We start from the raw sequence: 15687 nt of genomic DNA on the forward strand, positions 1-15687 counted from the left end.
TTCTTCTTTTTAGTAATAATAAAATTATAATAAACCACTATGATTCATTCCATTAAAACCAGTAAGTTCTCAAAGATTATAGCTAGTTATTTGGCTATACAATTACTTATCACAGCGGTTCAGCCTTCAAATTTGTTTGCTTTAACCAGTGGTCCGTCGCAACCGGAATTTAATTCGTTTACACCTATTGGCACGTCAGATATGGTGAATTTGGCATCAGGAAATTTTAACTATAACATTCCTATTATGGATGTAGGAGGCTATCCTTTAAACCTAGCTTATGATTCTGGAGTTACTATGGATCAAGAAGCTTCGTGGACAGGATTGGGTTGGAACCTTAATGTGGGACAGATAAACAGACAGGTTCGTGGTATTCCAGATGATTTTAAAGGGGATGAAATGGTATATGAGAATAACATGAAAGATAATGTTACGGTAGGGGTTCATGCTGGATTAGATCTCCAAATTATGGGGTTTGAAACAGGTGATGCTGTTAAAGCTTCAGCTTCAATAGGGGTAGATTTAAAATACAATAACTATAGTGGCATGTCTTTCACGCCATCTTATGGATTGTCTTTTGATTTAGCCAATGCTGTTACTGTGGGTATGGAAGTAGAAACTTCTGCAACAGAAGGGGCTACAATTTCTCCCAGTGTGAGCGGAAAAGTTAAATTTGGTGATTTAGGAGACGGAGCGATTAATGGTTCTTTAAATGCTGGGATTTCTTATAATTCTAATCGCGGTTTGTCTAGTTTTTCTTTGTCAAGCAGTATATCAGAATCTTTTAAGGTAGGGGAAAGAGATGCAGGGAATGGGAAAAAAGAAAATCTTTCTTCATCTAGTAGTATGGCAGGTGGTTTTGGTTCAGTTTCTTTTCAAAATACTACTCTTACGCCTAGAAAAAGAACTGCGTTTAAAGATATTGCAGGCACAGTAGCACTATCGGTCGGTACATCTGTATGGGGGTTTGATATTGAAGGTGAGATTTCCGCTATGGGAGCTGTTCAAAAAATTAAAGATCCGATAAAAACAGAAAAAGCGTATGGTTATGAATTTACTGGACATGCCACAACAGATGATATTCTGGATTACAATAGGGAAAAAGATGGTTTAATAAGTAAAAGCACCTTAGCATTACCTACTACAAATTATACTTATGATTTGTATTCTGTAAACGGACAAGGGGTTGCTGGGATGTTTCGGCCATTTAGGAGTCAAATAGGTCAAATAAATGATGAATTAGTAGAGGACGAAAGTGATAGTTTTCAGTTGGGTATAGAGGTAGAAGCTGCTTCTTCTTTCCACGTAGGGGTAAATTTTACAGATGCACCCTCTAATAGTAGAACAGGGATATGGAATACAAAAGCTTTAAAGAATTTTAAACAAAAAAGAGAAGATACCAAAAGTACTGATGAATCATTAGATTATGAGCCCGTATATTTTAAATATATTGGTGAGCCCAGAGTAGATCAAGACCAACAATTATTTGAAGATTTAGGAGGCTATGCACCTGTTGCATTGGAAATTGGAGGCAGTAAAAAGAGTTTCAATAAACAAGCGGAGAATCAATTTAGAATAAAGAAATACGATAATAATGGATTTCCATTTTATCCAGAAACAGTAAATAATGGAGCACTTCCTCCAATTACAGGTAAGTATAAACGTAAAAAACGGGAGGTTCGTAACCAAACCGTTCAAAAATTCAGTGTTTCAGAATTAAGATCATTATATCCTAATACAGATTATTATAATAATAGAATTAATACCAATGCTAAATCCCACCATACAGCAGAAATACGCGTGTTAAAAGGAGATGGATCAACCTATGTTTTTGGAGAAACAGCATACAATACCAATAAGCAAGAAGTTACATTCACGACGGATAGTAATGATTTTAATTGTGCAACAGGTATTGTGAAATATAATGCAGGCCCGTCAGGAGAAGATTCTGGAAGTAATAAAAGTGGCATAGATCATTTTTATAATAATGTAATAACGCCAGCTTACGCACATACTTATTTATTGTCTTCAGTATTATCTTCAGATTATGAAGATTTAGAAGGAGATGGACCCTCAGATGATGATTTAGGTGCCTATACTAGTTTTGAGTACTATGTCCCTGAAGAGACAAATGACTATAATTGGCGCGTTCCTTATAAATCTGACGAAGCATCATATAATGCAGGACTTAATACACATCCTAACGACCAAAAAGGGAGTTATGTTTATGGAGAAAAAGAAATCAAATACATACGTAAAATTGAAACTAAAACACACGTAGCACTTTTTGATTTATCACCAAGAAAGGATGCAAAAGGAGCAAAAAAAAGACACAGTACCGGGACTGAAAATGAGGGGTCTATGTATAAAATTGAGAAGATTCGTTTGTATTCTAAGCCAGAAGCTATTGCTGCTAAAATACTAGACGATGATTCCACAAATGATTTACCGATAACTGCTATTAAAACAGCACATTTTGTGTACGATTATTCACAATGTAAAGGCGTGGAGAATAATCTTGACGGGACACCAGAATTACCTCATGAATTAAGTAACGAAGGAGGAAAATTAACGTTAAAAAAGGTGTTTTTTACATACAGGGACTCACAGATGGGAAAATATACCCCGTATATATTTAATTATGAAGGGTTCAATCCAAATTACAATTTAAAATCTTATGATGTTTGGGGGAATTATAAGCCCAATACAAATGGAGGTTGTAATACTGGAGATGAAATTACAACTCCCGAATTTCCTTTTGTTCAACAAGAGGATAGAACCACTCAAGATTTATATGCTTCTGCGTGGTCCCTTACCTCAGTAGATTTACCCTCTGGAGGACGTATAGAACTCACCTATGAAAGTGATGATTACCAATATGTACAGAATAGGAACACGATGCAAATGTTTAAAGTTGTTGGAGCTGGTAGTGCTTCAAGTTCAACAGACCCTGAAGGAAATACAAGACTGTATAAATTTAGTGGGAATAATGATGCAAAATATTTGTACGTAAAATTACCTGATGAGTCAAGTGACAATATTGACTTTAAGGCAAAATATCTAAAAGGTATAGAAGATAAGCCCATGTACTTTAGGTTTTTAATGAATATGACCAAAGATGGTGCACAATCTACTGCTAGTAAGGACTATGATTATGTAACGGGTTATTTTGAAATGGATGAAGACGTAAACGTTTTTCAACCAAATGGAACGGGGCCAATTTATGCAGCCATACCTATGAAAACTACCGATGTTGAAGGTGGTGCTTTTGGAGGAACCAAACAAGTAAACCCTATATCTAAGGCAGGTTGGTATTTTGGCAGAAAACATCTAAATGGTTGGGTATATGGTTTAACACCAGATGCAGAAACTCAAAATATTCAAGACATAGCACAAAATATTATAAGCAGCTTTGGAGCCATTAAAGATATTTTTTCAGGACCTAATAAAAAATTGCGGAGCAATGAATATTTATGTGCACAACGTTTTATTCCTAAAAAATCATGGATTCGCTTGTCAACACCTAAAAATTATAAATTGGGTGGTGGTGCTAGAGTCAGTAAATTGGTTATGAAAGACCAATGGAACAAAATGGTAAGTGTTCCTGAAGATGGACGTTATGATAAAGAATATGGTCAAACGTATGATTATACTTTAGCCGATGGTAGTTCTAGTGGTGTAGCTACTTATGAACCAAATATGAGCAAAGAAAATCCTTTTGTAGAGCCATTTTACAATATAGGAGAGCGTCTTATAGCTCCTAAGGAAGTAAGTTATATCGAGAAACCTTTTGGCGAGCAGTTTTTCCCATCTGCTGCTGTAACTTATAGCAGAGTAACAGTAAGTAATTTGCAAAGAAATGACATTGGCAAGCATGCAACAGGTAAAGTTGTGACTGAACACTTTACCTCTAAAGATTTTCCAACTATTGTAGATTATACAGATATTGATAGCCCTAGTAATTTTGCAACGAACGAAGGTCAGTTTTTACAAAATATAGTTAAAGGCTTATTGGGAGCACCAGTTGAAGTTAAAAATGAGTTTACATTATCGCAAGGCTTTGTAGTGCATACCAATGATATGAATGGCAAAATGCGAATGCAAAAAGTGTTTGCAGAAAACACAGATAAACCCATATCTATGGTAGAGTATAAGTATGCTACCAGTGCAGATAATGAGGGGGTTTTAGATAACAAAGTAATTACTATAAATAAAGATGGTACAATAAATACGGATAGACAGATTGGAGTAGATTATGATGTAGTTACAGATTTTAGAGAGAGTTATTCAGAATCAAAAACAACAGGATATAAGGGGAATGTCGTTTTAATGATTATTGGTATTTTTCCTGTTGTGATACCTACAGCCATACCGTCTCGTACTAAAATAGAAAACGTAGCACATTCTACGATTACCACTAAAGTAATACATACTACGGCACAATTAAAAGAGAAGATCGCTACAGATTTAGGTTCGAGAGTGTCTACTATAAATGAAGCTTGGGACGCCGAAACCGGACAAGTACTACTTACCAGAACTATTAACGAATACAATGATGAGTATTACAATTTCAATTTCCCAGCATATTGGAATTATGAAGGTATGGGACAAGCGTCCAAAAATATTGGTATTACAGGAAGATTAACTAAAACAGGAACTATTTTTAAGATAGAAGATACCTCTAAACAAGATTATTTATATCCAGGAGATGAACTTTTGGTGCAGTCTGATAATGGTTATAAAAAACTCTGGGTTGTAGAAGTAAGTGCTACGGGTATTAAACTTATGGATGCTAAAAGTAATATGGGCAATGACTTAGGTTTACAAGGCACTATAGATTTTAAAGTGATACGTTCTGGGTATAGAAACCAACAAATGGCAAATATGGCCTCTATAACTTTAATGAAAAACCCTATTAAAGATAGCGTTGGGAATTATCTCCCTAGATTAATTAGTAGTTCATTTGAGCAATTGGCAACAGGCTCTACAGCTACTAATTTACGTATTGTAAATGCAAGTGCTGTTAAATATGATGATTTCTGGAATTGTCAATGTGAAAACGGATTGCCTTTTTTACCTAGAAGTGTAAATTCTTCCGAAGATTTAGCAGGTACACCTATAGAAAATTATGATTTTAACCCTTTTCTCTATAATGCTAAAGGAGAATGGCGTGCAAAAAAATCCTATGCATATCTAACAGAACGTACAGAAGTTGTTAATGGAAGCACTTCGAAAGTAAATACACGAAAGGAAGGCTATTTTAAGGACTTTATACCTTATTACAATCTGGTAGAACAGTCTCCAGATATATATGAATGGGAACAAACTGTAGATGCCCAACTAGATACTAATAAATGGACGTTTGCCAGCGAGGTAACACAATACAGCCCTTATGGCTCAGAATTGGAAAATATGGATGCCTTAGATCGTTATTCAGCAGCACAGTATGGGTATAATTATACTTTGCCTACCGCCGTAGCGTCCAATAGTAAATATCAGGATATGGGCGTAGATAATTTTGAGGATTATGAGTTTGTAAATGCTCTTAATGGCCATTTCAATTTTAAAGAAACCATAGATAATAATGCGCTAGATGATGCTATTATTTCTAATGCTCGCGCACATACAGGTCAAAATAGTTTGGTACTACGAAAAGGAGACGAAGTATATATAGAACGCCAATTATTAGGAGAGTTTCCTCCAGATTTAGATGCCGATAATGATAAAATTCCAGATACAAAAGATAATTGTAAATATACACCCAATCCAGATCAATTTGATTATGATGAAGATGGCGTTGGCGATGTGTGTGATGATGATGCGGTGCCTAAAATTGTAAATATAGAGGTGACAAAACAGCTTAGAGGATGGAAAAAACAAGCAAGATTCACCATACAAGGAAAACCAAATGATGTTGTTAGAGCAAAAGTTGTAGATGTTAATTCGGGGCGTATTGGCTGGAGAGCAGCAGTTAATAGAGGTGATATATTTGAGACCCAAACAAAAGAGTTTATGATTCGATTAGATGCCTCAGGCAGAGCCAATCTTACCTTAGAAATGGGGGTGAGATGGGTTAGTAAAGGTGATAGATCTGCAGGTAATAATACCATCATAGATTTTGCTTTATTCCATAAAAAGAAAAACAGATCTATTTTTTCTAGTCCTAAAGTAAGAATTCATGTTGTTGGGTATAAAGACCCAGGTTCGGGTACTGAGCCAGGAGCAACCGATTTATTTGAAGGAAAATTTTAAAATACAAATATTATGAAGAGTAAATTCTATAAAACATATTTTTTAGTACTATTTCTAATAGGTGTACTTAAAAGTTTCGGACAATGTCCTGTTCCAGTTCCAACCACAGAGCGAGATGCTTTAGTAGCCTTGTATAATGCTACCGATGGTGCTAATTGGACCAATAATACGAATTGGAATACGACGGCAGATGTATGTGATTGGTATGGGGTGACGGTTACTAATGGAACTGTAACAGGTTTAGATCTTAGTGATAATGAATTAAGAGGCAATTTTTCATCTGGATTAGATGATTTAACAAATTTAACAATTTTAAATCTCCAAGGAAATATAATAGGAGGGGTTATTCCTAGTAGTTTAGGAAGCTTAACAAATTTAATAATTTTAAACCTCCATGGAAATGTATTAACAGGCAGTATTCCTGTTAGTCTAGGAAGTTTAACAAATTTAACAACGTTGGATTTAAGCTCTGATGAGACATCTGCATTAAGTGTTAATCGATTTTCAGGAGGCATTCCTAGTAGTATAGGAAACTTAACAAATCTAACAACTTTAAATCTTCATGGAAGTCTATCATTGGGAAGTAGTATTCCTAGTAGTTTAGGAAGTCTAACAAATGTAACAACTTTAGATTTAAGCTCTAATTCCTTATCAGGAAGTATCCCAGATAGTCTAGGAAGTTTAGTAAATCTAATAACTTTGGATTTAAGTAATAATGGGTTTTCGGGAGGTATTCCTGACAGTTTAGGAAATTTAACAAGTTTAACAAATTTAAACCTTCATGAAAGCGGATTATCAGGAAGTATCCCAGATAGTCTAGGAAGTTTAGTAAATCTAATAACTTTGGATTTAAGTAATAATGGGTTTTCGGGAGGTATTCCTGACAGTTTAGGAAATTTAACAAGTTTAACAAATTTAAACCTTCATGAAAGTGAATTATCAGGAAGTATTCCTAGTAGTCTTGGAAGTTTAACAAATTTAACAACTTTAGATTTAAGTATTAATTCCTTATCAGGAAGTATCCCAGATAGTCTAGGAAGTTTAGTAAATCTAATAACTTTAGATTTAGCTTCTAATGATTTATCAGGTAGTATTCCCGGTAGTTTGGTAAACATGGTAAATATAAAAACTATACGTTTATCTAATAATCAACTATCGGGAAGTATTCCCAGTAATTTAGGAGGTTTAACAAGTTTAATAGGATTATCATGCAATAATAATCAATTATCTGGAAACATTCCTGATAATTTAGGGAGCTTATCGAATCTGACAAGTCTAAACTTAGCTTATAATCAATTATCTGGAAGTATTCCTGCTAGTTTTTCAAACTTAACAAGTTTAACAACTTTAAATTTGTTGAATAACGAATTATCTGGTGATATTCCAGACCTTACAGGGCTTACTTCTTTGAGCACCTTCTTTTTTGCTAACAATAATTTTGTGTTCGGGAATTTTGAAAATGAACATCTTAGTTATCCAAACCCTACATTTACGAATGGTTTTAGCCCCCAAGCCAAAGTAGATCAAGTTGAAACGCCCACTGCCATACTGGGAACAAACTACACATTTACAACGAGTTTAAGCAGTCTAAACAATAGCTACCAGTGGTATAAAGACGGTGTGGCTATAACTGAAGCCACCAGTAAAGATTATACAATAAACTCTGTAACTCAAACCGATGCTGGTGTATATCATGTATTAGCGACTAATAGTATTGTTACGGGACTTACTTTAGAGCGCAATACCATTACCCTTGCTGTAACTGCAGATGCTTGTGGCGTTTCAGAAGCAGAAAAGCAAGTGTTGTTAGATTTGTATGCCAGTACTAATGGCCCAAATTGGGTCAATACCATAGCTAATAATAAACCCTGGGATGTTAATACCCTTGTTTGTGACTGGTTTGGAGTTACAGTTACAGATGGTAAAGTAACAGCTTTAAACTTACCTACTAATAATCTTATAGGTTCCATACCAGATACTATAGGTGGTTTACCACATCTTAAAACTTTAGACTTAGGCGGTAATACTATAACAGGAATAATACCCCCTTCTTTAGGAACACTTTTAGAATTAGAAACCTTATTGTTACCAAACAATCAACTAACAGGAGATTTACATCCAACTTTAGGCAGTTTATCTAACCTTGTTAAAATGGATTTAAGTAATAATAACCTAAACAGTCAGATTCCAATTTCATTTTGTAACCTGGCAAAAGTAACCGAGTTGAATTTATCTAATAATGAATTGATTGGATCTATACCAAGTCAGTTAGAGTTAATGAAGAGTTTGGTTCGTTTAGACCTAAGAAATAACCAGTTAGAAGGCCAAATCCCTTATGAAATAGCTCGTTTATATAATTTAGAGTTTTTAGGATTGAGCAACAATAATTTTTCTGGTACAATACCCATTAATGTTTCAACTGGTTCTAATTTAGAAGCATTTGTTTTTGAAAATAACAAATTCATTTTTTCAAACTTTGAGTCCAGACATCCTTCTTATACAGCTAATCTTAATGTTGGCTATACATACACTCCTCAGGCAAAAACAGATACAGAAGAAACAAAAACAGTAACAACCAATAATCCTATTACGCTAACCACTCAGTTATCAAGTATTAATAATAGCTACCAATGGTTTAAAGATGGTATAGCCATAGATGGTGCAATCGAAAGAGAATATACTATAGATAATGCAGCAGAAACCGATTCTGGAGTGTATCATTTTACAGCAACAAATAGTGTTATAACTGGTTTAACTTTAGAACGGAATCCAATAACACTTAGTGTAGAACAAACCTGTACCGTCGCAGCAACAGAACGACAAGCATTAATAGATTTATACAACACATTAGGCGGTGCAAATTGGACTAACACTTTAGGAGGAAACCAACCATGGTTGGTAAATGATGCGAATGCTTTGGTATGTGATTGGTACGGCATAGTCGTAGAAAATAATGAGGTTGTAGAAATTAACCTTGCGGCAAATGCCTTAACAGGAACACTACCAGATGTTTTTGCTAATCTACCTGCTTTACGAACTCTTAAAATAAATAATAATAGTCTGCAAGGAAACGTACCGGCGTCTATAGCTGCTATTGTTGGTTTAGAAGGGTTTGCTATTGAGAATAATAGTTTTGTTTTTAGCGATTTTGAGACCGAATTTTCAACCTACTATGCAAAATTGGGCACCAGTTTTACTTACAATTTACAAGCAAAAACAGATACGGAAATTACCCGGACAGTAGCAGAAACAGGCAGTATTACATTAACCACTACAGCATTGACAAGTGCAAATAATAATTACCAATGGTATAAAAACGGGCTACCAATAGTAGGAGCAACTAGTAAAGACTTAACGCTTACAAATGTAACAAGTGCTGATGCCGGCGCTTATTATTTTGAGGCTACAAATACTGTCGTTACAGGGTTAACGCTTGTTCGCCATTTTATAAAATTAGAAATCTTGCCTGCAGGAGATACTTGTGGGGTTCCTACCTCAGAGCGTGATGCTTTAATGGCACTTTATAATGCTACAGATGGTGCTAATTGGGTTAATAATACTAATTGGAATACGTCTGCACCTGTATGTGATTGGCATGGGATAACGGTTACTAATGGGCATGTAACGGTTATATACTTAATAAGTAATCAATTAACAGGAAATATCCCGCCAGAGCTTGGTAATTTATCATCATTAGTTGATTTAGATTTAAATAGAAATCAATTAACAGGAAGTATTCCGCCAGAGCTTGGTAATTTATCATCATTAGTTGAATTAGATTTAAATAGGAATCAATTAATAGGAAGTATCCCACCAGAACTGGGTAATTTATCATCATTAACTTATATAAGTCTATATGATAATCAATTAACAGGATCGATTCCACCAGAATTGGGTAATTTATCATCATTAATTAATTTAACATTAGATTTTAATCAATTAACAGGAAGTATCCCACCAGAACTGGGTAATTTATCATCACTAATTTATATAAGTCTATATAGTAATCAATTGACAGGGAGTATTCCCGCAGAGCTCGGTAATTTGTCATCATTAAGGACTTTATCGTTAACTTTAAATAAATTAACAGGAAGTATCCCGCCAGAGCTCGGTAATTTGTCATCATTAAGGAGTTTAGCGTTAAATTTAAATCAATTAACAGGTTCTGTACCTTCCGAGCTTGGTAATTTATCTAGCCTTGAATTGTTATACTTACATGATAATCAATTTACAGGTGCTATACCTTCTGAGATAAGTTTAATTTCATCTTTTACGAAACTTCAATTTCAAAATAACAATTTTATTTTCAGCAACTTTGAAAGCGAACACAATACTTATGTTGTAAATCTAACGCTTTACAATTTTAACCCCCAAGCCAAAGTAGATCAAGTTGAGACACCAACAGTTTTAGAAGGTGATAGTTACACATTCACTACAAGTTTAAGTAGCCCTAATAATAGCTACCAATGGTATAAAGATGGTGTAGCAATTACTGGTGCTACCAGTAAAGAGTATACCATAAACACGTTAGCTTTAACAGACGCTGGTGTATATCATGTCGTAGCAACTAATAGCACCGTTACAGGCTTAACATTAACCCGTAATGATATTACTTTAAATGTAGGCACCCCTGGAGCCTGTGAAGTCTCTGCAGCAGATCGTCAAACATTGATAGATTTTTATAATGCCACCAATGGAGACAGTTGGACCAATACCATAAATACAAACCAATCGTGGTTGGTAAACGATCCTGCCTCTTCTGTCTGTGATTGGTATGGTGTCACCGTAGATGTGGCGTCTAATGTAGTAGGGATTCAATTACCAAATAATAATGTTAGAGGAGACATCCCAGCATTTATAGAAAACTTAATAGACCTAAAAACTTTAGATTTAAGTGAAAACAATGTTATTGGAGAGATTCCAATAACTCTAGGTAATTTAGTCAATCTTGAAACGTTAAATTTAAGTAATAATGTCTTAGTAGGAGAAATACCAGCAACCTTAGGGAACCTTGTTGCATTACAAACCTTAAATCTTGGAGCCAATAGATTTACAGAATCCATTCCAGATACTATAGGTGGTTTACAAGAATTAGTATCTCTAGATTTAAATGGCAATAAATTAACAGGTAGTATACCAACGTCATTGTATTCACTTCTAAAATTAGAAGCTGTAAAATTACAAGACAATAAACTTTCGGGAACCATAAATAGTGCAATAGGTAATTTAACCCAATTGCAAGAGTTTTGGTTATCTAATAATAATTTTTCGGGAAGTATTCCTACGACTATTACTACCATTCCAGTATTACGAAGTGTACGATTAGATAATAATAGCTTTGGTGGAGATATTCCTTTATTAATACCAAATTTTTCAGTACCGAATACGGAAGTTAAAATTGAAAATAACCGTTTTGTATTTAGTGATTTCGAAGCAGAATATCCAGATTACAGCACACAATTAGATGTGTTTACGTACGATCCGCAAGCTAAGGTGGATACAGTAGAAACCATTTATGTATTAGCAGGAGATCCGGTTACATTAGGAACAACAGCGTTGTCCAGTCCTAATAATAGTTATGTGTGGTATAAAGATAATGTTGCCATACCTGGTGCTACATCTAGTAGCTATACCATACCAAACTTTGACCCTTTGGTACACGTTGGGGCTTATTATTTTATAGCAACCAATAGTACTATTGCGAATTTAGAATTAACACGTCATACCATATTCTTAAGAGAGCTCATTCCTATAGAAGATCTTTCTGCGATAGGTGAATGCTCAATAAGCCCTGCTATTAACAGACAGTGGCAAATAACAAATCCTAATGCTGTAGAAATAAACATTAATTGGGAAATTCTTGGTACCTCTCAATCGGGGACATATACAACATACCCTGGTAATAATCTATTAGCCACAAATACGGAATTTGGTGCTAATACTTTGGTGGTAAAATGGCAAAACGAAATAAATGTAGAGCAAAGTATAAACATTGTTTCTAACAATACGCCTTGTTTCCCAATAGCTGATTGTATTGACGTTTTAGGTGTTGCAGACGGTAGTTTTGAAGAGTCAACCACGGCAATTAATAACGGTAGAAACGGTAATTTAAATGGTACGAATTGGCTAATAGGATCAGGAACACCAGATGCTTTTATATTACCATATAGCAATGATGAAGATCCTTATTTAACGAGTATCGATAGTACGTCTCCTAATGGCGGAATTTGTGTTGGCGCATTACTGGAAAATAATCTAGCAGAATCTTTTACAACAACGGTGACAGGTCTAACAATTGGAACCACTTATATTGTTGAGTTTTATCAATCTAATGCCACAGATTTACTGGATATAGAGTTTTTAGAAGAAGCATTGGCGTTTTGGGAAGTTACTTTAGGAAGTACTACAAAAAATAGTCAGTCTATGTATCCAAATGCTGGTACTACAACATGGGAAAGACAAAAATTAGAATTTACAGCTAACACAGACTCAGAACAATTAACATTTAGAGTAGGGTCGTCTTCTACAGACCCCACAAATGTTTACGAAGTATATACTTTAATAGATGGTATACGTGTATATTCCAAACCGGCAAATCCATATGCAACAGAGTGTGTCGATATAAATACACAGGTTTTTTGTAGTGCGGATGATGTTAATGATCCGACCATTGCAGATTTAATAGCTCCAGAAGGCGGAAGTGTTACTTGGTATAGTCAATCCATTGGAGGGGAACGCTATTTTAATGATGACAAATTAACAGAAATAGAAGCATTGGCAGGAGGGGCAACGTCTTTTATTTGGGCAGATAGTGGTTCAGGAAATAGAGTTCCTGTAGAAGTAATCTTTAATTTAGGAGCACCAGAAGGATTGCAGAATCAATCTTTTGAGCTTAACTCCAATCCAACCATTGCAGATTTACAAGTACAAGGAACAGATATTATCTGGTATGCCTCATATACAAGTATAATACCACTACTTAGTACAACGCCTTTAGTAAATAATACAAAATATTTTGCTGCGCAAGGAAAAAATTTATGCCGTTTAGAAGTGAGTGTATCCATAGGTATTCCAAGTCCTGCAGGAGATGTATTTCAAGAATTCTGTAGCTCAGATAATCCTACTGTAAATGATTTAGTCATCAATACTACAAATCCAGGTTATACAAATGTTTGGTACTCATCAGAAATAGGAGGGACACTTTATAATACGACAGATACCTTAGTAAATGGCACCATATATTATGCAGCACAAACCAACGGAACTAATTATAGTGAAGAACGTTTACCTGTTAAAGTGTCTATTGTAAATGTGGATATAGAAGCTACGATTCATGAACGAGATATTACTCTCCCTGAAAATTCTACATTAGACGTTTTAACAACATTTTTTGAATTAAACAGTGGAATTGTATGGTTTGATACCCCTCAAGCAGGAACAGCTTATAGTAATAGCTATGTGGCACAGCCAGGAGAAACATACTATGCTAGAATTGGTGGAGGATTATGTCCTGCATTAGAAGTACTAGCCGTAACAGTAAGTATTGGCAATGTAGAAGTGCCCGAACTCATAACCTGTATAAAATTTGTACCTCAGCCGGGAGCAGAATATATAATTAGTGGTTGGGTAAGAGAAGAAGAATTGGTCGCAGAACCAGCTGGTACAAAAAGTTTTAATACCGATACAGAAGCTAAAGAAGCATTTACCAGAATATTACAAAAAATGTCAGATGAAATTTTAGCTAAGAAAGAAATTCCAGAAACTTTTGTAGTAGAATCTTTTTTCGATGAAGATTTAAATTCTGATGTGTTATTGCCATATATTAAAAATTTTACAGGCAATAAAGTAACGGTTTATAATTTTAAGTTTGAAAAAAGAGACTTTCAAGGCGTTTTTAAAACTATTGGGTTCTCATTTTCTTTAGACCCAGATAATGCTTTCAAATTCGAATACAATACCCCTTATATTCAGTATAGAAAACGCGGACGTACGCGTAATTCAAATTTTAAATACCCACTATTTAATTATGATTATTTAACACTCACATTTAAAGATGTGAAAGTAGAAAATGATGTGTTTCAAATAGTTTCAGATTTTGAAATTAGTGGTAAAGGCAATGAAGAAATCTTTACGGAAATATTAAGTAATAATCGTTTAAGGTTTTCTGGAACTAATTTATTAAGTGATGCAATAAATACATCGGGTATAGAAGGCACCATACAATTATTTAATTACTCTGAAAATCCAGATTACGAAGTCATGGAATATGTAAATGGTGTTATCGGGTTATCCTATAAAAATGTTGATGGAAATGATATTATAATAGGTGCTCCAGAATTTAACCCAAAAGGTGCCATTATTGATGGTTGGCAGCGTATCTCAACAAGTTTTACAATACCTGATGATGCTGCTTATATGAAAATAACGCTTAAAAATAAGGGCGATGGTCTCAATGCTTATTTTGATGATGTACGGATGCATCCTTTTAATAGCAATATAAAATCCTTTGTGTACGATCCAGTAACACAAAGACTTCAAGCAGAATTGGACGAAAACAATTATGCAACTTTCTATGAATACGATACAGAAGGTGGTTTGGTAAGAGTAAAGAAAGAAACAGAACGCGGAGTGTATACCATACAAGAAACACGCTCAGGAAACTCTAAATTAAATAAATAACAGGTAATGAAAAAAGTAGTTATATATCTGTTACAAAGTATCCTTTTATTAGGACTTGTACAAAATACAGAAGCTCAAAAATCAAGTGTAAAAGAGCTATTAAATAAAGTATCAAACTTCTATTTAAACAAGAATCAATACCACATAGATATGACTTTTACTATGTATCGAGGAATTACAGGAAATGAAGCAACAGAGTCCTATACAGGTACCATGGAAAAAAATGATAAATATAATAAGAATAGTATTCTAGGAACCTTGGTATACCGTTTTCCAGAGGCACAATTAATAGTAGATAACAATCAAAAAAGAGTTATTTATAACGATTTAGATACTAGTGAAATGCAAAACTATCCTGTTGATCTTAGTGCCTATATGAAGTATTATGATAAATCACAAATATTAGAAGAAGGTAATCAATGGGTATGCGAACTAGTAGTATCACAAAATACGTTTTCAGAACTCCCTTATGGTAAAGTACTATTGTATATAAATAAAAACGATTACAGTATAACTAAACAAGTCCTGTTTTTCTCAAACCTCATTCCATTTCAAGGAAAAGAAGCATCAGATATAGAGCAGGATTACGGAAGACTTCATATTGATTTATCATATAATTTCAATAAGGAAATAGAAAAAAAGGAATTGGCATATTTCATTACAAAAACAGCCAATAGTAAAATACAATTACAAAAAGATTTTGCTAGCTATCAATTGATAGATCAAACGGAATACAATAAATAATCAGGTAAATAT

Annotated in this window: 3 protein-coding genes; all 3 read left to right on the forward strand. The window is 34.3% G+C overall.

What is annotated here, in order from left to right:
* Nucleotides 1–39: 39 nt before the first annotated feature.
* The 3 genes from Q4Q39_RS15820 to Q4Q39_RS15830 are packed head-to-tail and all read left to right on the forward strand — an operon-like array spanning nucleotide 40 to nucleotide 15675.
* Entirely contained in the window at nucleotides 40–6252 is a 6213-nt protein-coding gene (locus tag Q4Q39_RS15820) for a thrombospondin type 3 repeat-containing protein (RefSeq protein WP_303283531.1), read from the forward strand.
* A 12-nt stretch (nucleotides 6253–6264) separates the two neighbouring features.
* Entirely contained in the window at nucleotides 6265–14931 is an 8667-nt protein-coding gene (locus Q4Q39_RS15825) for a leucine-rich repeat domain-containing protein (RefSeq protein WP_303283532.1), read from the forward strand.
* Between the two features lie 6 nt (nucleotides 14932–14937).
* Complete coding sequence (locus tag Q4Q39_RS15830) at nucleotides 14938–15675, forward strand: LolA3 family protein (RefSeq protein WP_303283533.1); 738 nt, start codon at nucleotides 14938–14940, stop codon at nucleotides 15673–15675.
* Nucleotides 15676–15687 lie beyond the last annotated feature (12 nt).

This window comes from Flavivirga amylovorans (assembly GCF_030540875.1).
Taxonomy (GTDB): Bacteria; Bacteroidota; Bacteroidia; order Flavobacteriales; family Flavobacteriaceae; genus Flavivirga; species Flavivirga amylovorans.

Excerpts from the sequence above, each read along its gene's own strand:
- Q4Q39_RS15820 (WP_303283531.1), top strand. The coding sequence starts at position 40 with ATGATTCATTCCATTAAAACCAGTAAGTTCTCAAAGATTATAGCTAGT.
- Q4Q39_RS15825 (WP_303283532.1), top strand. The coding sequence starts at position 6,265 with ATGAAGAGTAAATTCTATAAAACATATTTTTTAGTACTATTTCTAATA.
- Q4Q39_RS15830 (WP_303283533.1), top strand. The coding sequence starts at position 14,938 with ATGAAAAAAGTAGTTATATATCTGTTACAAAGTATCCTTTTATTAGGA.